This window comes from Streptomyces sp. NPDC044044 (assembly GCF_056434405.1).
In genome coordinates this window covers 836,546-856,116 of the sequence record NZ_JBWKFG010000003.1, presented here as the reverse complement: position 1 = coordinate 856,116, position 19,571 = coordinate 836,546, and the positions used below count along the sequence as shown (strand labels likewise).

Genomic DNA, 19,571 nt, shown 5'->3' with positions numbered 1-19,571 from the left:
AGGACATTGGTGACCGCTAGCGAGACCAGGCGCAACTGCCAAGAGTGGCCCGCTCCTTGGCAACGAGGCTGTCCGCTTCCCGCGCGGGCAGGACGCGGCTGTGCTTGCCGCGGCAGACGACCGTGCGGTCACCGTGTCCGGCCAGGTCGACCAGGATCTGGTCCCAGTGGCGGTACTGCACGTCGTGCCCGGAGTCCGCGTACGTCCGCACCTTCGCCTTGCCCGGCAGCGCGTCCTGCCAGGTCTTGAGCGTCGCCGGGGGCACCGTCGTGTCCTTCTCGCCGCCGTAGAGATACACGGGTGCGTCGAGCTTCTTCAGGTCCGGGCCGGGCCGTCCGCAGTACAGCTTCTGCTCGTGCACCTGCGGCGCGGGGTCCGCCTGCTGGCCGCGCTGGTTGTAGGTGCGCGCGCCTTCCTCGTACGCCGTGTCGGCGAAGCCCGGTATCGACTTCACGGGGCTGTCGTCGGGGAAGGCCCACCACTTGCGCGGGTCCCTGATGGAGTCCTTCACGGTGTCGGCGAGCTCGTCGTCGGACATCGAGCAGTACGCGGGCTTCGCGCCGTAGGGCGGCAGGGCCGCCGCGAGGTGCAGGGCCGAGATCCGCTCGGGGGCGCGTCCGGCGAGCTCCGCCGCGTACGGACCGCCGCCGGAGATCGCGATCACGCTCACGTCGTCCACGCCGAGCTTGTCGAGGACTTCGAGGGTGTCGTCGGCGAAGTCGGCCTTGCCGAGCTTCTCGTCGTACTCCGTGTCGCCGAAGCCGTTGCGCTCGACGGAGATGAGGCGCAGGCCCAGGTCCTCGCGGGTCGTGCGGAAGAAGTCCGTCATGTGCGCCGCGCGGGCGCTCGTGCCGGTGCCGCCTATGAAGAGGACGGGCTTGCCCTTCTTGTTCCCGGTGTCGGAGTAGTGGGCCGTCCGGCCGTTCGACAGCTTCGTCGCGTGCACCTCCGGGCCCAGCGAGTCGAAGGTGTCCTGGACCTTCGGCTCGGCCGGCGGGCTCGCGCTCACCTCACCGGAGCCGTACACCGTCAGCGCACCGAGCAGAGTGAGCGTGGCGGCTCCGATGGCGATCACAGCGGTACGAGTGGGGCCGGGCAGGCTCACGGGTGACACAGGGTGACTCCAGGGGGCAGGACGGGTCGACGCGGCGCGCCTACCCAGCCCCGCACATCTGACACCCACCTTTTTCGGCCGAGCTCCCCGGGCGCCCGGGGAGCGCCCCGAAGGGCCGCGGGGAACCGCGCGACCAGCCACGACGGACCGGCAGCTCCCCACGCACCCCAAGCACCCCAAGCACCCGAACTAGAACCCCGGAGGCTCCGTGTAAATCCCCCACTCGTCCCGCAGGGCGTTGCAGATCTCCCCCAGCGTCGCCTCCGCGCGGACCGCCTCCAGCATCGGGGCGATCATGTTCGACCCGTCCCGCGCAGCCGCCAGCATGGCGTCCAGCGAGGCCCGTACCCGCGCATCGTCCCGCGCCGAGCGGCGCGCGCCGAGGACCTTGACCTGCTCCCGCTCGACCTCGTGAGAGACCCGCAGGATCTCCAGGTCGCCGGTGACGGACCCGTGGTGGACGTTGACGCCCACGACGCGCTTGTCGCCCTTCTCCAGGGACTGCTGGTACTGGAACGCCGACTCGGCGATCTCTCCGGTGAACCAGCCGTCCTCGATGCCGCGCAGGATTCCGGAGGTGATGGGCCCGATGGGGTGCTGCCCGTCCGGGTGGGCGCGGCGCCCCCGCTCCTTGATCTGCTCGAAGATCTTCTCGGCGTCGGCCTCGATGCGGTCGGTGAGCTGCTCGACGTACCAGGAGCCGCCCAGCGGGTCCGCCACGTTGGCGACGCCCGTCTCCTCCATGAGCACCTGCTGCGTGCGCAGCGCGATCTCGGCGGCCTGCTCGCTCGGCAGCGCGAGGGTCTCGTCGAGGGCGTTCGTGTGCAGGGAGTTCGTGCCGCCGAGGACCGCGGAGAGCGCCTCGACAGCGGTGCGTACGACGTTGTTGTAGGGCTGCTGTGCCGTCAGCGAGACCCCCGCGGTCTGCGTGTGGAAGCGCAGCCACTGGGCCTTGTCGGTCTTCGCGCCGTACACGTCGCGCATCCAGCGGGCCCAGATCCGGCGCGCGGCGCGGAACTTGGCGATCTCCTCGAAGAAGTCCAGGTGCGCGTCGAAGAAGAAGCTGAGTCCGGGCGCGAAGACGTCCACGTCCATGCCGCGGCTCAGGCCGAGCTCGACGTACCCGAATCCGTCCGCGAGCGTGTACGCGAGCTCCTGCGCGGCCGTCGCACCGGCCTCGCGGATGTGGTAGCCGGAGACGGACAGGGGCTTGTACGCGGGGATGTCGCGCGCGCAGTGCTCCATCAGGTCGCCGATGAGGCGCAGGTGCGGCTCGGGCTGGAAGAGCCACTCCTTCTGCGCGATGTACTCCTTGAAGATGTCCGTCTGGAGCGTGCCGTTCAGGACGGCCGGGTCGATGCCCTGCCGCTCGGCGGCGACCAGATACATGCAGAAGACGGGGACGGCGGGTCCGGAGATCGTCATCGACGTCGTCACGTCACCGAGCGGGATGTCCTTGAACAGGACCTCCATGTCGGCGGCCGAGTCGATGGCGACCCCGCAGTGCCCGACCTCGCCGAGGGACTGGGGCTCGTCGGAGTCCCGGCCCATCAGGGTCGGCATGTCGAAGGCGACGGAGAGGCCGCCGCCGCCGGCGGCCAGGATCATCTTGTAGCGCTCGTTCGTCTGCTCGGCGTTGCCGAAGCCTGCGAACTGGCGGATGGTCCAGGTCCGGCCGCGGTAGCCGGTGGGGTGGAGTCCGCGGGTGAAGGGGTACTCGCCGGGCCATCCGATCCGCTCGAATCCCTCATAGGTGTCCCCGGGTCGTGGCCCGTAGACGGGCTCGACCGGGTCGCCGGAGAGCGTGGTGAAATCCGCGTCGCGCTTCTTCGCGGTGTCGTACCGGGCCTGCCAGCGACGGCGGCCCTCCTCGATGGCGTCAGCGTCCATACCCTCGAATTTACTAGGACGTCCTAGTAAATGTCGATGGCTGACCGCCACGGGTATGTCCGTGGCGGGGTTTGCCGTGGTGGAGCTAGGCCTTCGCGGTGGCGGGTGAGCCGTCGACGATCAGCGGCTCGACCTCGCGGACGACCTTGCGCTCGACGAAGAACGCGGCCGTCGGGATGGTGCCGGAGACGAGCACCCACAGGAGCTTGCCGAAGGGCCACTTCGCCTTGGAGCCCAGGTCGAAGGCGAAGATCAGGTAGATGATGTAGAGGACGCCGTGGACCTGGGAGACGACCAGCGTCAGGCCCTCGCCCTTGTCGAAGCCGTACTTGAAAACCATGCAGGTGCACAGCACGAGCAACATGACGGCGGTGACATAGGCCATCACCCGGTAACGGGTCAGCACGCTTCGCTTCATGCCCACGAGCGTATCGGCCCGTTTTGCGCGATCTTCCGGCGGCCCCGCTTCCGGTTACGTGCGCCCGCTCCTGCCGCCCCAGTGCTCGCCTACTGCTCGTCGAAGTCCTCCGCCGCCACCCGCAGCGGCCGCAGCATCGCGAAGATCTCCCCGCACTCCTCGGCGTCGTAGACCCCGAGCCCGAAGTCCATGGCCATCAGCTCGCGGGTGGCCGCTTCGACGACCTCGCGGCCCTTGTCCGTGATGGAGGCGAGGGTGCCGCGCCCGTCGTTCGGGTTGGGGCGCTTGTCGACGAGGCCGGACTTGACCAGGCGGTCGACGGTGTTGGTGACGGACGTGGGGTGGACCATGAGGCGCTCGCCGATCTTGGACATCGGCAACTCGCCCGCCTGCGAGAACGTGAGAAGGACCAGCGCCTCGTACCGCGCGAAGGTCAGTCCGTACGGCTTGACGACGGCGTCGACCTCGGCGAGCAGGATCTGGTGCGCCCGCATGATCGAGGTGATCGCACCCATGGCCGGTACGGATCCCCAGCGCTGCTTCCAGAGTTCGTCGGCGCGGGCGATGGGATCGAAGGGAAGGCTGAGCGGCTTCGGCACGCCAAAGACCTTACCCGCCGGTCACATGGTGGTCAGCCCCGTCTCGCGATTCGGTCACGTGTTCCCGTAGGTTGGCGGGTTTACCCTCTTCCCTTCCGTCGTCCGTACGGTGCGTGGCGCGGACCTCGGCGGCCAGGACGAGGCAGCAGACCGTGCCGAGCACACCCGAAGCCGTGACGACGGTGCTCACCGCGAAGAACTCCGCCGCGAGCCCGGCGAGCGCCATCCCGACCCCCTGGATCGTCATGAGCCCCGCCGTGTGCACGGTCATGGCCCGCCCGCGCAGCTCCTGGGGCACGGCGTCGACGAACCACCGGTCGACGCCCAGCGTGTACGCGGATCCCGCACCGGCGAGCGCGAGCGCGAGCATCGCCCACATGAGGCCCGGGGTGACGGCGTACACCGTGAGCGGCAGGAGCGTGAAGGAGGCGAGCGGCAGGGCGATGCGGGCACGCGTGGTCGCGGAGAGCGCGGATCCCGCGTACAGCTCCGCCGCGATCGTGCCGACCGGCAGCGCGCACATCAGAAGTCCGACGCCCGCGACGCCGACGCCGATCTGGTCGGCGTACGGAGCGGCGAGCGCCTCCGGGGCGACCATGAACATGGGCGGCGCCCACAGGAGGAGCAGCAGCGCCCGGATCCGCCGGTCGCCGAGCACCTGCCGCGCGCCGCCCAGCGAGTACTTCACCAGCGCGGAACCGCCGCCCCCGCGCGCGGGTCTGCGCTGCGTCCCGCACCGCAGGAGCAGCGCGGACGCGGCGAACGTGCCCACGGTGATGAGGAGCGCCTCGCGCGGCGACACGACGGTGAGCAGGACGCCGCCGAGCCCGAAGCCGACGAGCACGGAGCTCTGCGAGACGATCCGCAGCAGGGAACGCCCGAGGACGAACAGGTCGCCGTCGCCGAGGATGTCGGCGAGGGTCGCCATCCGCGTCCCGTTGAACACGGGCGAGACGGCGGCGATGACGCACCGCAGCGCGAGCAGCCCGAAGACGGGCGTGAGGGGCAGGGCCATGAGGGCGGCGCACGCGGCACACACGACGTCGCACACCACGAGCACCCGCCGCGGCGGATACCGGTCGGCGATCCCGGACAGCAGGGTCCCGCCCACGAGGTAGGGCAGCATCCCCAACGCGAAGGTGAGCGCGCTGAGCAGCGGCGACCCGGTGAGCCCGTACACGAGCACGGTGAGCGCGACCTCGCTGACGACGACGCCGAGCAGCGAGAGGGCGTGGGCGAGGAAGACGGCACGGAACTCGCGGATCCCGAAGAGGTGGAGATAGCCCGGGGGTTCGGAGCCGCACTTGTCTGAGGTGTACTTGTCTGAGGTGTTCCGGCAGGGCGTGCGCTTGTCTGAGGTGCAGTTGTCTGAGGTGCGGTTGTCTGAGGTGTGCTCGTCGGACATGTCCGCACCCTGCACGCGCCCGCGCCGGTCGCCCTAGAGTTTCGGCTCCAGACGAATCGGGAGGGGGTGGGAGCCGTGCCGGACCGGTTGCACTTCGGGCCCGACGATCTCTTGCGGTGCCGGTTCGCCGTCTCGCCGCTGTGGGAGACCCAGGAAGCCGTACGCACCCTCAAGCGGCCCGACCGGCACGGCTACCACCTGCAGTGGCTCCGGCGGATCCGCGACGCGAGTGCCGGGCTCGAACTCCGGGCGCTGTGGCTCCTGATGCCACAGCGCGGCTACTCCCCCGACTTCATCGGCCCTCCCCCCATCGGCCCCGCCGCCACCTTCGAGGAGGAGATCGCGGCCGTGCGCGCCGCCGACCCCGAGGCCGCGCACGAGGAGCTGACGCGCGCGCTCGCCTGCACCGCGGGAGCCGCCGGATCGCCGCAGGGGCGCGCACTGCTCGCCGATCCGGCGCGCGCGGTGCGGGATCTCGCCGACGCCATGGAGGCCGCCTGGCACACCCTCGTCGAGCCCGACTGGCCCCGGCTCCGCGCGCTCCTTGAGGCGGACGTCGCCTTCCATTCGCGGCGGCTCGCGGAGGTCGGCCTCGGCGCCCTCGTCGCCGAGCTCGACCCGAGGTTCACCTGGGACGCGGAGACCCTGACGGTCGCGCGCAGGGGCGACCACATGCGGCGGCTGGCGGGGCAGGGCCTCGTCCTGATGCCCAGCGTCTTCGCGTGGCCCGACGTCGTGGGCGGCCACGACCCGCCCTGGCAGCCGACCCTGGTCTATCCCGCCCGCGGGATCGGCGGCCTCTGGGCCGAGCCGAGCGACCGTACGCCCGAGGCGCTCGTACGGCTCCTGGGGCGGGGCAGGGCGACCGTCCTGGCCGCGCTCACCGACCCGGCCACCACCTCGGCCCTCGCGCATCGCCTCGGGCTCGCCCCCTCGTCCGTCTCGGCGCACCTCGGCGCCCTGCGCGGCGCCGGGCTCCTTGTCTCGCGGCGGTACGGGCATCAGGTGCTCTACGAGCGCACCCCGCTCGGCATCGCGCTGGCGAACGGCGGCGGCATCTGACACCGCCCGGCGTCCGGCCCGGTGTCGTAACCAAGGGTGATTGGCCCCTTATGTAACGATTGCCGTCGTTACCGTCGCCCAAGGGGGCTGGATGCACCGCCTGGTCCGTACGTTCACCGCACTCACGGCCCTCACGGCCCTCGGGCTCACGGCAGGGTGCTCGTCCGACTCCGGCTCCCAGGGCAGGGAGAGGGCGGCCTCCGAGGCAGGGCCCGCCACCGAGGCCGCGAAGAAGACGCAGAGTGCCTTCTGGGTCGACCCGCAGAGCGCCGCCGCCCGGCAGGTCAGGCAGTGGGAGCAGGAAGGCCGCACCCAGGACGCCGATGCCCTGAAGCGGATCTCCGAGCAGCCCATGGCCGTGTGGCCCGCGGGCGACGACCCGGTGCCGGACATCAAGGCGGCCGTCGACGGTGCCGCGCAGGCCGACCGCACCGCCGTACTCGTCGCGTACAACATCCCGCACCGCGACTGCGGCCAGCACTCCGCGGGCGGCGCGCACAGCTCGGACTTCTACCGGCAGTGGATCGACAAGTTCGCGGGCGCCATCGGTGAGAGCCCGGCCGTCGTCATCCTGGAGCCGGACGCGATCCCGCACATCGTGGACGGCTGCACCCCCGCCGAGTACCACGCCGACCGCTATCAGCTGCTCTCCGAAGGCATCCAGCGGCTCAAGCAGCAGCCCAAGGTGAAGGTCTATCTGGACGCGGGCAATCCGGGCTGGATCAGCCAGGCGGGCAAGCTCGCGCAGCCGCTCCAGCAGGCCGGGATCGCACAGGCCGACGGCTTCTCGCTGAACGTGTCGAACTTCCAGAGCGACGAGACCATCAAGGCGTACGGCCGCGGCCTCTCGGGGATCGTCGGCGGCAAGCACTTCGTGATGGACACCAGCCGCAACGGCAAGGGCCCGCTCGCCGGCGACCGCGCGGACGCCTGGTGCAATCCGCCGGGCCGCGGCCTCGGCACCCCGCCCACGGACAAGACCGGTGACGCGCTGCTCGACGCGGTCCTGTGGATCAAGCGGCCCGGCGACTCGGACGGACCGTGCCGTGGCGGCCCGGCGGCCGGCCAGTGGTGGCCCGACTACGCGCTCGGTCTCGCGCGCAACGCCAAGGCCACCTGACCTGCGCTCACTTCTGCCCGACGTGGATCCACTTCGCCTCTGACGACGTGCCGTCCTGGTCCGTCACGAAGAGCATGTACCAGCCGGGCGGCACCAGAGCGGTGTCGCCCTTGGGCACGTCCACCGTCACCTCGCCCTTGCCCTTGGTGAGGCCGAGCGCGATCGACCGCTGCTCGACGTCCGTCGTGTGCGTGACCGCGCTGGGACGCATCAGACGGGCCGAGGCGATCTTGCCGGGGCTCTCCGTGCGGAACGTCGCGCGGCCGTCCGCCGCCAGCTGCTCGGGGCCCTCGCCGAGGACCGGACGGTTGTTGCCCGCCTTGTGCAGCGTGGGCGGCGTGAAGACCTCCATGCGCTGCTCGAAGTGGCCGAGCTTGGTGTTCTCCTGGTTGTCGAAGAGCGGGTCGGAGCCGAAGGTGACGACCCGTCCGTCGGGCAGGAGCAGCGCCTCCGAGTGGTAGTTGCGGCCCACCTTGGGGGACGCCGCCTCGCGGAAGCTGTTCGTCCTGGGGTCGTAGAACTGGGCCTTGAGGATGTTGCTGCCGCCACGGCCCCGGTAGTCCTTGGAGCCGTTGGACGTGAACACCGAGTCGTCCGGCAGGATCACGCTGTTCAAGTAGCGGGTGCCCTGCGGGAGTTCGGGCCCGGTCCGGAAGGCGGGGCTGTCCTCCTTGAGGTCCACCACGGCCGTGCGCCGGGTCGCCTTGTCGGACTCGCCGACGCCTCCGCCGCCCAGGATCATCACCTTCTGGTCCTGCGCCGGGGGCAGCAGGAGGGACGCGGACGTCTCGGTCTGGTCGAGGTCGACGAGGCCGGGGATCTTCTCGAACTTGTTGGTCTTCAGGTCCCAGAGGCCCGGCTCACGCCCCTTGTCGGCGGGCCCGTAGCCCGCGTTCGACGCCGGGTAGAAGAGCTTGCCGCCCTTGGTGAGGAAGAGCGCGGGGTAGGTCGGGAAGTAGCGCTTGGGGCCGTTGGTCCACTTCTTCGTCTTCGGGTCGTAGATCTCGTTGTCGCCCGGGTCGATCATGCCCACGTCGTCGAGTCCGGAGACGGCGAGCACCTTGCCGTCGTCGAGACCGACGAGCGTGGGGTACCAGCGGGCCTTCTCCATCGGCTCCACGGGGACGTACTTCTCGGCCTTCGGGTCGAACTCGTACGCCGCCTTGATCCCCTGGAAGTCCTGCTTGTCCATGGTGATCTTCTCGGCGATCCCGTAGGTGTTGTCCGCCGCCTTGCCGGTGAGGCCCTCGATCTCGTACTGCGCGGACTTCTCGTTGACGAACTCCTCGCCCTCCTGGGCGGCTTCGACGAAGACGCGGGCCTCGCTCGCCTTGACCGTCGTCTTCCAGGGCTGCATCACGCCGGCCTTGTTGTACGTGATCTTGTAGTCCCGTTTGGCCTTGGGGACCTTGACGTCGAACTTGCTCACGTACTCGACGCCCGACGGGGAGCGGAAACGGGTGCCCTTCTTGAGGACGATGGCCTTGTCGGGGCTCTCGTTCTTGACGCGCATGCCGCCGCCGGCGCGGTTGATCTCGCCGTCGAGAAGTTCGTAGCGCGCGGTGCCGCCCGCCACCAGCAGGCGCCCGTCGGGGAGTTGGGCGTGCCCCGAGCAGAAGAAGTCCTCCGGGGTCGCGACCTTCTTGAAGGTGTCCGTCTTCGGGTCCCAGAGGATCGTGTCGAACGACCCCTTGTCGAACTTCTTCTGCTCGTTCCCGGAGCCCGCGACGATCAGGACCTTGCCGGTGTGCAGGAGCGCGGCGTGGATGGCGTTCGTGCGGTACTCGTCCGGGATGCCGATCTGCTTCCAGGAGCCGTACTTCGCCTTGTAGCCGGGCTGGGCGATCTTGTACGCGTAGTACCTCTCCTCGGCGAAGGAGAGTGCCGCCGGTGCGTTGAGTCCGACGAGCAGCGCGCCCGCACCGACTCCGAGGAGCGTCTTCTTGGTCCGCTTAGAGGGCCGGTAAGCCATGGGTCAGTTCCCTCCTGTCGTCGTACCGGTGGCGAACGCCGGCTCCGGCTCGCCGTCCGCGCCGCCCGGTGCGCCCAGGCCTTCCGCGTCCTGCCTGCCGCGCTGCCGCGCCCTCTGACGGGCCTCGCCGTGCACCTTGCGTTCCTTGCGCTCCTTGACCAGCGTGAAGCTCCAGATCGCGATCGGGGCGAGCGAGATGACCATCGCGAGCACGGCCCAGGTGCGCATCGCCACGTGGGTGTGGCCGAGCACGAACGAGGCGACCAGCGAACTGGCGAGGACCGCCGCCCAGAAGAGATGGATCCGGAAGGTGAGCACCCTGTCCGGGCTGGCGTCGCCGCCCTTGGGCGTGACCACGAAGCGGCTCGGGCGGCGCAGGACGGCGGCGCCGAGCGACTTGGCGTAGATGGGCGCGGAGAGCGCGGACATCGCCATGCCCGCGAGGCCTCCGGAGCCTTCCGGTTCGTGCGGGGAGACGTTGTGGCGACGGTTCCACAAGTAGAGCCCCACCTGGAGCGCAGCCGCGTCGCTGTAGAGCATCAGCCAGACGGAGGCGGCGACTTGGGTCCCGGACGCGCCGAACCACAGGAAGAGCACGCAGCTCAGCACACCCAGCAGCCAGTTGACGGCCGTCATGGGGTAGTAGACGAGCATCATCGTGTACGAGAAGAGACGGCCGGGCGGCATCGTGAACGGTGCCTTCCAGTACTGCTTGAACAGCGTCTCGTACGTCCCTCGCGACCAGCGCATCTGCTGGGTGAAGAAGTCCGTCCAGGAGGCGGGACCCTCACCGACGGCGAGCACGTCCGGGGTGTAGACGGACCGCCAGTGCTTCCTGGTGAGGGGGTTCTTGTGACGGTGCAGCTCGAAGCCGGTCGCCATGTCCTCGGTGATGGAGTCGTAGAGGCCGCCGACCTGGCGGAGCGCCTGGATGCGTACGACGTTGTTGGTGCCGACGAACATGGGCGCGCGGTAGCGGTTGCCTGCGCGCTGGATCAGGGCGTGGAAGAGGAACTGCTGGGACTCGGCGGCCTTGGTGACGGGTGAGTCGTAGTTCCCGTAGACCTGGGGCCCGACGACGAACGCCACATCCTCGTCCCGGAAGTAACCCATCATCCGCTCGAGGAAGTTGGGGAGGGGGACGTGGTCGGTGTCCACCGAGGCGAAGAAGTCGTAGTCGCCGCCGTGCATCGCGAGCCAGGCGTTGTAGTTGCCGTGCTTGGTGCGGGCCTTGTGGACACCCTTCTTGCGGTTCCACTCGGGGACGCCGTTGCGGGTGAAGTGGAGTACGCCGAGTTCGCCGCAGAGTTCCTTGGCGTCCTCGCTGTCCCCTTCGTCCAGGAGCCAGACGTCGAGGGGTCCCGTGTGGTGTATCCGCTTGGCCCCTTCGAGGGTGGCGCGGACCATGCTGAGGGGTTCCTTGCCGGGGACGTACGTCGTGAGGAACGCGACGCGGGTGCCGGGCTCGGGGGTGACCGGTATCGGGTCCCTCGCCACCATCGTCGCGTGCGCGATCGAGATGACGTTGACGAGCATGAAGAGCTCGATGAGCCCGATCGCGACGAGCATCGTGACGTCGAGTCCGATGAGCCAGCGGTCGGCGCCCTCGCGTTCCGTCCAGTGGGTGGGCCAGACGAGGTAGACGAGGAGGAGGCCGGTGAGGACGGGCGCGAGCGTCATGAGGATGACGGCTCGTATTCGGTGGGGCTCACGGGAGAGCAGCTTGCTGTACTGCACCCGATAGCGATCACTGCCGCCGTCGCCGCCCGGCTCGGTGAGCGGTCCGGCGAGTGTGCTGTGGGTGTCGTAGTCGTAGCCCTCCGGCCGCACAGCGCCCTCCAGGTCTTGGGTGATCTGGCAATGGCAGGTTCAGGTGCGAACAAGCCGATACCCACACAAAAGGTGAGTTTCTCCGGCGTGTCGAACCGGGTGGTCCGTGCGGGCGGTTTTAGGGTGAGCGGTTTGGCTGCGGTTGCGGGACGTGCCACGGGATGCGTCGGCACCCTCCCCTTGGCACCACGGGGCAATCGGGTAGGTGGGCGGGAGAGGTCCCTACGGAGGGCGCACCACCGAGAGAGGGCACCCCGAGGGGAAGGCTCAGGAGTGCTTGGCCCGCCGCAGACGATGCCGCATGGCCCGCTGCGCAAGCGGCCCCAGATCCTCAACCGCCGTCACCAGGACGGACAGTTGCTCCAGGGCATCCAGCGCCCTGCCCGCACCAGGCGCGTCCACGCCCTCGTACAGCTCGATGCCCACGAACGACGCCGCCACCGCCCGCGCAAGCCCCACGGGATCCGCGAACTCCCCCAGCGGCGTCGCCGAGAGGACCCGGACCAGGACCTTCTCGATCTCCTCGATCCACAGGGCGAGGCCCGCGGCCGTCGCGGGGGCCAGGCGCGGCTGCGTCTGCGCTCCGGCCAGGAGCTGGCCGAGCACCGCCACATGCCCCGCGGCCCGCTCCTCCTCGTGCATCTCGCGTCCGAATTCGAGGAGTTCGGCCAGCGATGACACCGCGTCGAGCCGCTCCCGATAGCGGGAGACCCGCTGCTCCGAGCCGTGGCGGCAGGCCGCCGCGAGGAGCTCGTCGACCGATCCGAAGTGGTAGAAGACCAGCGCCTGATTGACTCCGGCGGCAGCCGCGATCGTCCGGGCGGACGTCTTCGCGATGCCCTGCTCCGTCAGCGTGCGCAGGGCCCCTTCGAGGAGTTTCTGCTTCGTATCGGCGCTCACGCCCTCGCCTCCTCACGGACGGGCCGCAGCCCCGGGCGCACGCCACAGCCACGGACGTCCGTGTACTCCGCCGTGAAGGAACCCTCGTACCCGAAGAGCGGTCCGAAGTGCCGGTTCACCACGCGGACCCGGATACGGAAGCGGCCCGTCGAGTCGTCGTACGACTCCCGCACCTCGGCGTCCCCGCCGATCAGTTCGGGGACCCTGACATCCACCGGCCCCTCCCGGAACCGGTGCTCCCCGGAGCGGATCAGCAGAGATCCGTCCGGCTCGGCCCGGAGGTGGAGGTCGCTCGCGAGGTGCTGGTGGGTGCCGAGGTAGTCGAGGATCCGGTCCCCCTTGGGGCCGAGGACCATCTGGGCGTCGAAGCGGCGCGAGCGGCCGGGAAGATCGAAGGTGCGCACGAAGCTCACCGTCTCACGGCCGAATGTGTCGGCGTACGGCACGTTCTCGATGACGAAGGGGACCTGGCGTCCCGCGCGCGGGACGAGGATGTTGCGGGTGCCGCCCAGCGCCAGGAACGGTTTCACGAAGCCCGCGCCGTGCCAGATCCGGTCCATGACGCCTCGGCCGGTGCACGCCTCGCCGCTCGCCAGGCCCACGGAGAAGCGGCGTTGCAGCTGGGGGTGGAGGCGGTCGAAGTCGGGGCCCATCACCGTGCGGAAGATCGACGGCTGCATCAGCGCTCCTGGAGGGTCGCCAGGACGCGCGGTGCACGCGCGCGTGGCGGCGGCTTCCGCAGGCAGCGGCGCGCCGCCGGTGTCGTCGGCAGGGGCGGCAGGACGAAGGCGAGCGCCAGGGTCGCGAGTGCCGTCATCGGGGCGGCGACGACGGCCGCGACCACGCACCCGACGCGCACGGCCACCTCGGCGAGACCGTGCAGCAGCTGGCGCTCGGGCGTGATCCCCCGTTCGAGCCAGAGGCGCAGCCGGTCGAAGGACCAGGCCGTGGCCCAGCCCATCAGGGGGCGCAGGACGAGCCGGTCGGCGAGCACGCCGAAGCGGCCCCAGCGCGGCCGGTAGTCGTAGCCGGTGAGGAAGCGGATGCCGCCGTCCGGGGCGGGGACGTAACGCCAGTAACCCGAGCCCTCCTGGAGGAGCGAGAGCGGGTGCGGCGAGGAGAAACGCAGCGCCGACGTCCTGGTGCCGTCCTCGCGGCGCTTCTCGCCCGCGGAGATCCCGGTGCCCGCGAGGGTGAGGAAGGGCAGGACGCGCGTGCCGTACCGGAAGTGCTGCGGCTCGCCGGGTACCTGCGGCAGGTAGTCGATCTCGGTGAAGCGGAGGTCCCAGCGCTGGTGCTGGGACGGCTCCTGGGTGCGTGCCCAGAGCTCGTCGAGGTCGGCGTCTATACGTGCTTCGACGTACAGGCTCACGACATACCCCCATGTCAGTGCGGTTTTGAGCGAGTGCTCAAGAGGATCGTAGATATTTTTGAGCACTCGCTCAAGTCCGCGGACAAGGAGAAGCCCCCGCCGGCTTCCGGCGGGGGCTTCTCGCAGTACGGGAGGTTGGTGCGCGCGACTACTCGGAGAGGTGCCGCTCCACCGTCTCGACCTTCGACGTCATCCCGTCCGTCACCCCGGGACGGATGTCCGCCTTCATGACGACGGAGACGCGCGGCGCCCTTGCCTCGACCGCGGCGACGGCGCGCTTGACGACGTCCATCACCTCGTCCCACTCGCCCTCGACGGAGGTGAACATCGCGTCGGTCCGGTTGGGCAGGCCCGATTCGCGGACGACGCGGACCGCGTCGGCGACGTACTCGCCCACGTCCTCGCCGACGCCCAGCGGCGTCACGGAGAAGGCGACGATCATGCGCTCACGACACCTTCGCGGCGGGCGCGCGACGCGATCACGGCGGCCTCGGCCTCACGCTTCAGCTTCCGCTCGGCGAAGAAACCGCCCGTCGGCAGGACGGAGAGGATGAAGTAGAGCGCGGCCGTCTTCACGTTCCACTTCGTGCGGTTCCAGGCGTCGAGCCAGAACAGCACGTACAGGATGAAGAGCACGCCGTGGACCATGCCCATCACCGGCACGGCGTTGAAGTCCGTGGTCCGCTTGAGCACCGAGCAGATGATCAGGAGCAGGAAGGAGACGGCCTCGGGGGCCGAGACCAGACGGAGGCGGCGGAGTGCGGAAGCGGTCTTGATGTCCACGGATCACCTTCGGTGGGAGGCGGGAGCGAGGGGCAGGGCCGCTCGACGGCATTGATCTTGTGAATGCGCGCACAAGCGACCCCCATTGTGACATCGGGGTGTTCTCCGGGTTCGCTCAGGGGCCGATGCCCTGTTCCGACCCCATATCCGACGGCTACCGTCGATACGTGGCAACGTTCCGACTGCAAGGCAGCAGGGTGCTCGCCGTGGACATGTCCGGCGACGCCGTCAAAGCGAAGAACGGCTCGATGGTCGCGTACGACGGCCAGATGGCCTTCAAAAAGATGACCGGCGGCGGCGAGGGCGTGCGGGGCATGGTGACCCGCCGCCTCACCGGCGAGCAGATGACGGTGATGGAGGTGAAGGGGCACGGCACCTGCTGGTTCGCCGACCGCGCCACGGAGATCAACCTCGTGGAGCTGCGCGGCGAGAAGCTCTTCGTCGAGGCCGGCAATCTTCTGTGCACGGACGCGGGCCTGCGCACCGGCACCCACTTCACGGGCGTGCGCGGCGCCTCGCAGGGCAACGGCCTGTTCACCACGACCGTCGAGGGCTCGGGCCAGGCGGCGATCATGTCCGACGGTCCCGCGGTGGTCCTTCGCGTGAGCCGGCAGTATCCCCTCACGGTGGACCCGGGTGCGTATGTCGCGCACCAAGGAGACCTCCGCCAGAACCTCCAGTCCGGGGTCACTTTCCGTACGTTGCTCGGAGAGGGCGGCGGCGAGGCCTTCCAGATCCGCTTCGAGGGCGAGGGACTCGTCTATGTCCAGCCCAGCGAGCGGACCACGATCGCGGGGGACGTCTGACATGCCCTTCCGAGAGATCAACTCGAAGATGGTCGAGGCGACCATCCTTCCGGGCCAGCGGCTCTTCAGCCAGCGCGGCGCCATGCTCGCCTACAAGGGAGACGTCGTGTTCACCCCCAACGTCCAGGGCGGGCAGGGCGGCCTGGCCTCCATGCTCGGGCGCCGGGTCGCCAATGAGGCGACTCCCCTGATGACCGTCGAAGTCCCCCAAGGTCTTGATGACCAGGGAGGTACCCCCAGCGGCACCGTCCTCTTCGGGCACGGCGGCCACCACATCCAGGTGATCAACCTCTCCGGGGACACCCTCTATGTGGAGGCGGACCGGCTGCTCGCCTTCGACGGCACACTCCAGCAGGGCACGATGTTCATGGGCTCACAGGGCGGCGTCATGGGCATGGTGCGCGGCCAGGTCACAGGACAGGGCCTCTTCACGACCACCCTCAAGGGCCAGGGCGCGGTCGCCGTCATGGCGCACGGCGGGGTCATCGAGGTGCCGATCACCCCGCAGCGCCCGGTCCATGTCGACCCGCAGGCGTATGTGGCGCACCACGGCGACGTGCGCAACAAGCTCTCCACGGCGCTCGGCTGGCGCGACATGGTGGGGCGGGGCTCGGGCGAGGCCTTCCAGCTGGAGCTGTCCGGAAGCGGTGCGGTGTACGTCCAGGCGTCGGAGGAGAAGCTGTGAACCCCGCTGGGAACCCCTCGATGCCCGTGGGAGCGCCCGCGGCCCTCGACCCGATGACGCTGCCGAGCGACGACAGCGTGAACGCGTACACCTTCTGCGTGGAGCTCAAGGGGAGCCAGTGGTTCCTGCAGAAGGGGAAGATGATCGCCTATTACGGGTCGATCGAGTTCAACGGCATCGGGCACGGCCGCCTGGACCGCCTGGTGCGCACGAGTTTTCATTCGCCCCTGCACGCGAGCGACTGGGTCGTGGCCGACGGCCAGGGCAAGATGCTCCTCGCCGACCGGGCCTTCGACGTGAATTCTTACGACCTCGAAGACGGCAACCTCACCATTCGCTCGGGCAACCTCCTCGCTTTTCAGCCAACTCTCGCGCTGAAGCAATCCATCGTTCCGGGCTTTCTGACCCTGATCGGGACCGGAAAGTTCGTGGCCGCTTCGAACGGCCCCGTGGTGTTCATGGAGCCGCCGATCCGGGTCGATCCGCAGGCCCTGGTGGGCTGGGCCGACTGCCCCTCGCCCTGCCATCACTACGACCACGGATATCTGACCGGAGTCATCGGGGGCCTACGGGCGCTGACCGGGATCGGTGGCACCTCGGGCGAGGAGCACCAGTTCGAGTTCGTGGGCGCGGGCACGGTGCTCCTGCAGTCCTCGGAGGCACTCATGGCCGAGCAGGCGACGGGCGCGGTGCCGCAGCAGGCGGGCGTGCCGGGGGGCCAGGGCGCACCGGGTCAACACGGACAGCAGCCGGGACAACCACGCCTTCCCGGACAACTGGGGGACCTCCAGCGTCGCTTCGGCCTGTGAGCGGTAGTCTGCGGAGTGTGACGGCGAACGCCTGTGCCCCTCTGTCACCTGGGGGGTGAGAGGCGCGTGTCACACACCGACATTCGTTCACCTTTCAACTTCTTAGGTAGAATCGATTCCATGGAGACCGATACGGCCCCGCAGTGGCTGACCAACGAGGAACAGTGCGCCTGGCGCACCCACGTGGAGGTCAACAGGATGCTGACATATCAGCTCGAGAAAGACCTCCAGCCGTTCAACCTGACCATGAACGACTACGACATCCTCGTGCATCTCTCCGAATCGGAGGAGAAGCGGATGCGTATGAGCGATCTCGCGGCCGCCACACTGCAGTCCAAGAGCCGCCTGTCCCATCAGATCACCCGCATGGAGAACGCGGGCCTGGTCCGCCGGGAGAACTGCGAGTCCGACCGGCGCGGGCTCTACACCGTCCTCACGGACGAGGGCATGGAGACCATGCAGCGGGTCGCCCCGCACCACGTGGCCTCGGTCCGCCAGCACTTCGTCGACCTGATCTCGCCCGAGGCGCTCGGCGAACTCCACAAGGCCCTGACCCCGATCGCCGAACACCTCCGCGCCCAGCGGGGCAAGCCCTGACCCTCACCGGGAAGCGGCAGGGATCCTGAGCTCGAAGAGCGCTCCCCCACCGGGGGCCTCTTGGACCGTGAGGGTCCCGCCGTGGCGTGCGGCGACATCGCGCGCGATGGCGAGGCCCAGACCCGCCCCGCCGTCGTCCCGGGTGCGGGCGTCGTCGAGGCGGACGAAGCGCTCGAAGATCCGGTCGCGCTCGCTCTCCGGTACGCCGTCCCCGTCGTCGGAGACCTCAAGGACCGCCCATGTGCCCTCGGCGCGGGTGGCGACCGTGACGTGCGAGCGCGCGTGACGCTGCGCGTTGTTCACGAGGTTGCCGAGCACGCGCGCCAACTGGCTCCGGGAGCCGGTGACTTCGACGTTCTTCAGATCCATGCGGACATCGGCACGGTCCCGTGTGCGCTGCGAGAGCTCCTCACGGGCCAGGGCCGCCAGATCCACATGCCCCCCGCCCGGCTTCTCGCCCGCGTCAAGACGGGCCAGCAGAAGCAGGTCGGCGGCCAGTTCCTGAAGTCGTACGGTGTCTTCGACCGCACCGTCCACATCCAGCAACTCCGGGTGGGCCGCGCCCACTTCGAGCTGGGTGCGCAAGGAGGCGATGGGGCTGCGCAGTTCGTGCGAGGCGTCGGCCACGAAGCGGCGCTGGCGCTCCACCGAACTCTGCAGGGCGGCGAGCGTCTCGTTCGTGGTCGTGGCCAGGCGGGCGATCTCGTCGTGCGTGTCCGGCTCGGGCACGCGGCGCGCGAGGTCCTCGGATGCGGTGATGGCCGCCATCTCGGAGCGGATCGCGTCCACCGGGCGCAGTGCGCGCCGCGTCACCAGCCAGGTCACCCCGGCGATGACGGCCAGGAGCAGCGGGAAACCGAGGAGCATGGACGTCAGCGCCGTGGACACCGCGCTCTGCTGGGCGGCGAGCGAGGCGCCGGCGTAGACGGTGAGGTCGCCCTTGTTCTCGACGTCCACCTTGACGGCGGCGAAGCGGTAGTCCTCCGTCTCGCCGTCGACGGTGGCGGAGCCGGTGGTGACGGGCGCCCGGTCATCGGAGATCTCCCCGCCTTCGAGCGCGTCGCCCTCGCTCCCGTCGTCATCGTCGTCGCCCTTGGCGGGCGGCGTGGTGGACGCGGGCCGCGGCTTGACGGCGTCGGTCCCCGTGCCGCTGATGGCCTCCAGCTCCTCGCTGGCGGCGACGAGTCGCCCGTCGGCGTCGACGACCTGGACCGGGGTGTCCTCGTCGTCCAGGTCCAGCTCGCCGTACGCCGTGTTCGCGGCGAGCTGCGAGGCCACCCCGCGAGCGGATGACTCGGCCTGGCCGCTCGCCTGGTCCGTCAGATTGGCGCGCAGCGAGAGCAGCACGGCGGCTCCGGCGGCGACCAGCGCGACGGCGACGACCAGGGAGGCGCCGATGGTCGCCCTGGCCCGTACGGAACTGAAGAAGCGCCTCATCGGGGGGCCTCCAGGCGGTATCCGGCGCCGCGCACGGTCTTGATGAGCGGCGCTCCGAGCTTGCGCCGCAGGGCGCTGATGTACACCTCGACGATGTTGGGATCCCCCTCGTAGGCGAAGTCCCAGACGTGTTCGAGGATGTCGCCCTTGGAGACGACCTCGCCCGCCCGCAGGACGAGCTGTTCCAGGACCGCGAACTCCTTGGCCGTGAGGGTCACTTCGCTCCCCTCACCGTCCTCGCCGTCCTTGCCGCGGAAGACGCGGCGCGCCGCGGTGTCGACCTTGAGGTCGCCGAGTGTGTGGACCGGGGACGGCCCCGCGTTGCCGCGGCGGCGCAGGAGCGCCTTCACACGGGCAACGAGCACGACGTACGAGAACGGCTTGGTGAGGTAGTCGTCGGCGCCCGTGTCGAGCCCCTCCGCCTCGTCGTACTCGCCGTCCTTGGCCGTGAGCATCAGGATCGGTACGTCGTGTCCCGCGGCCCGCAGGGTGGAGCAGACCCGGTAGCCGTTCATGCCGGGCAGCATGATGTCGAGGATGACCAGGTCGTACGTTCCCTCGCTCGCCCGGTGCAGTCCGTCGACGCCGTCATGGACGACGTCCACGGCATAGCCCTCGGCCGTCAGGCCCTTGGCCAGGGACAACGCGAGGCGCTTTTCGTCTTCCACGATCAACAGGCGCATGCGTTCAGGGTGACAGAGCGAACCTGAAGAGTTCTTCAGGCGGCTTCAGGCTGGCTTCAGCATCGCTCAGCCAGATTGGTTCTTGTCGA

The 19,571-nt window shown here is 69.6% G+C and carries 19 protein-coding genes and 1 pseudogene; 6 read left to right on the top strand and 14 right to left on the bottom strand.

Annotated features, from left to right (window positions below; all coding sequences use genetic code 11):
* Positions 1-16: 16 nt before the first annotated feature.
* The 5 genes and pseudogenes from AC07AG_RS14870 to AC07AG_RS14850 all read right to left on the bottom strand — a co-directional run bounded on the left by AC07AG_RS14870 (position 17) and on the right by AC07AG_RS14850 (position 5,434).
* A complete protein-coding gene (locus AC07AG_RS14870) occupies positions 17-1,114 on the bottom strand; it encodes an alpha/beta fold hydrolase (protein ID WP_478755211.1) in 1,098 nt (365 codons plus the stop codon).
* A gap of 189 nt (positions 1,115-1,303) precedes the next feature.
* The gene (locus AC07AG_RS14865) at positions 1,304-3,004 is read right to left on the bottom strand and encodes an acyl-CoA mutase large subunit family protein (protein ID WP_478755209.1); all 1,701 of its coding nucleotides are present in this window, start codon (positions 3,002-3,004) and stop codon (positions 1,304-1,306) included.
* 85 nt (positions 3,005-3,089) lie between these two features.
* Positions 3,090-3,422: a DUF3817 domain-containing protein gene (locus AC07AG_RS14860; RefSeq protein ID WP_351163967.1), complete on the bottom strand. Its 333-nt coding sequence runs from the start codon at positions 3,420-3,422 to the stop codon at positions 3,090-3,092.
* A gap of 89 nt (positions 3,423-3,511) precedes the next feature.
* On the bottom strand, positions 3,512-4,021 hold the full coding sequence (locus tag AC07AG_RS14855; protein WP_478755207.1) for a MarR family winged helix-turn-helix transcriptional regulator: 510 nt from the start codon (positions 4,019-4,021) through the stop codon (positions 3,512-3,514).
* Between the two features lie 10 nt (positions 4,022-4,031).
* Positions 4,032-5,434: pseudogene (locus AC07AG_RS14850) on the bottom strand (MFS transporter).
* Between the two features lie 67 nt (positions 5,435-5,501).
* Between AC07AG_RS14850 and AC07AG_RS14845 the strand changes: the two are divergent.
* Both AC07AG_RS14845 and AC07AG_RS14840 read left to right on the top strand, forming a co-directional pair.
* Positions 5,502-6,488 carry an ArsR/SmtB family transcription factor gene (locus AC07AG_RS14845; protein WP_478755205.1) on the top strand — a complete coding sequence of 329 codons (987 nt, stop codon included), beginning with the start codon at positions 5,502-5,504 and terminating at the stop codon, positions 6,486-6,488.
* A 91-nt stretch (positions 6,489-6,579) separates the two neighbouring features.
* Positions 6,580-7,608: a glycoside hydrolase family 6 protein gene (locus AC07AG_RS14840; RefSeq protein ID WP_478755202.1), complete on the top strand. Its 1,029-nt coding sequence runs from the start codon at positions 6,580-6,582 to the stop codon at positions 7,606-7,608.
* Positions 7,609-7,615: 7 nt separating this feature from the next.
* On the opposite strand, the gene glxA is transcribed toward AC07AG_RS14840, so the two are convergent.
* The 7 genes from glxA to AC07AG_RS14805 all read right to left on the bottom strand — a co-directional run bounded on the left by glxA (position 7,616) and on the right by AC07AG_RS14805 (position 14,465).
* Positions 7,616-9,580: a radical copper oxidase GlxA gene (glxA, locus tag AC07AG_RS14835; RefSeq protein ID WP_478755200.1), complete on the bottom strand. Its 1,965-nt coding sequence runs from the start codon at positions 9,578-9,580 to the stop codon at positions 7,616-7,618.
* A gap of 3 nt (positions 9,581-9,583) precedes the next feature.
* Positions 9,584-11,410 (bottom strand): glycosyltransferase family 2 protein, encoded by a 1,827-nt coding sequence (locus tag AC07AG_RS14830; protein WP_478755198.1) that lies wholly within the window; start codon positions 11,408-11,410, stop codon positions 9,584-9,586.
* 267 nt (positions 11,411-11,677) lie between these two features.
* Entirely contained in the window at positions 11,678-12,310 is a 633-nt protein-coding gene (locus tag AC07AG_RS14825) for a TetR/AcrR family transcriptional regulator (protein WP_478755197.1), read from the bottom strand.
* Entirely contained in the window at positions 12,307-12,990 is a 684-nt protein-coding gene (locus tag AC07AG_RS14820) for a DUF4166 domain-containing protein (protein WP_478755195.1), read from the bottom strand. Before AC07AG_RS14820 ends, AC07AG_RS14825 begins: the two co-directional genes overlap by 4 nt.
* Entirely contained in the window at positions 12,990-13,682 is a 693-nt protein-coding gene (locus AC07AG_RS14815) for a hypothetical protein (protein WP_478755193.1), read from the bottom strand. The genes AC07AG_RS14820 and AC07AG_RS14815 overlap by 1 nt, the downstream gene beginning before the upstream one ends.
* A 148-nt stretch (positions 13,683-13,830) precedes the next feature.
* Positions 13,831-14,124, bottom strand: a complete 294-nt coding sequence (locus tag AC07AG_RS14810) for an MTH1187 family thiamine-binding protein (protein ID WP_249587703.1) — start codon at positions 14,122-14,124, stop codon at positions 13,831-13,833.
* A complete protein-coding gene (locus AC07AG_RS14805; RefSeq protein ID WP_344527665.1) occupies positions 14,121-14,465 on the bottom strand; it encodes a DUF3817 domain-containing protein in 345 nt (114 codons plus the stop codon). Before AC07AG_RS14805 ends, AC07AG_RS14810 begins: the two co-directional genes overlap by 4 nt.
* 167 nt (positions 14,466-14,632) lie before the next feature.
* Here AC07AG_RS14805 and AC07AG_RS14800 point away from each other — a divergent pair, with 167 nt between their 5' ends.
* The 4 genes from AC07AG_RS14800 to AC07AG_RS14785 all read left to right on the top strand — a co-directional run bounded on the left by AC07AG_RS14800 (position 14,633) and on the right by AC07AG_RS14785 (position 17,362).
* On the top strand, positions 14,633-15,271 hold the full coding sequence (locus AC07AG_RS14800; protein WP_361049931.1) for an AIM24 family protein: 639 nt from the start codon (positions 14,633-14,635) through the stop codon (positions 15,269-15,271).
* 1 nt (position 15,272) lies between these two features.
* Positions 15,273-15,956, top strand: coding sequence for an AIM24 family protein (locus AC07AG_RS14795; RefSeq protein ID WP_478755190.1), 684 nt, complete (start codon positions 15,273-15,275; stop codon positions 15,954-15,956).
* A gap of 20 nt (positions 15,957-15,976) precedes the next feature.
* The gene (locus AC07AG_RS14790; protein ID WP_478755575.1) at positions 15,977-16,765 is read left to right on the top strand and encodes an AIM24 family protein; all 789 of its coding nucleotides are present in this window, start codon (positions 15,977-15,979) and stop codon (positions 16,763-16,765) included.
* 120 nt (positions 16,766-16,885) lie between these two features.
* Positions 16,886-17,362, top strand: a complete 477-nt coding sequence (locus AC07AG_RS14785; protein WP_249587707.1) for a MarR family winged helix-turn-helix transcriptional regulator — start codon at positions 16,886-16,888, stop codon at positions 17,360-17,362.
* A 3-nt stretch (positions 17,363-17,365) separates the two neighbouring features.
* Here the strand turns inward: AC07AG_RS14785 and AC07AG_RS14780 are convergent, their stop codons facing one another.
* Together AC07AG_RS14780 and AC07AG_RS14775 are read right to left on the bottom strand one after the other, a co-directional pair.
* Positions 17,366-18,799 (bottom strand): sensor histidine kinase, encoded by a 1,434-nt coding sequence (locus AC07AG_RS14780; protein ID WP_478755188.1) that lies wholly within the window; start codon positions 18,797-18,799, stop codon positions 17,366-17,368.
* Positions 18,796-19,482: a response regulator transcription factor gene (locus tag AC07AG_RS14775; protein ID WP_478755186.1), complete on the bottom strand. Its 687-nt coding sequence runs from the start codon at positions 19,480-19,482 to the stop codon at positions 18,796-18,798. The genes AC07AG_RS14780 and AC07AG_RS14775 overlap by 4 nt, the downstream gene beginning before the upstream one ends.
* Positions 19,483-19,571 lie beyond the last annotated feature (89 nt).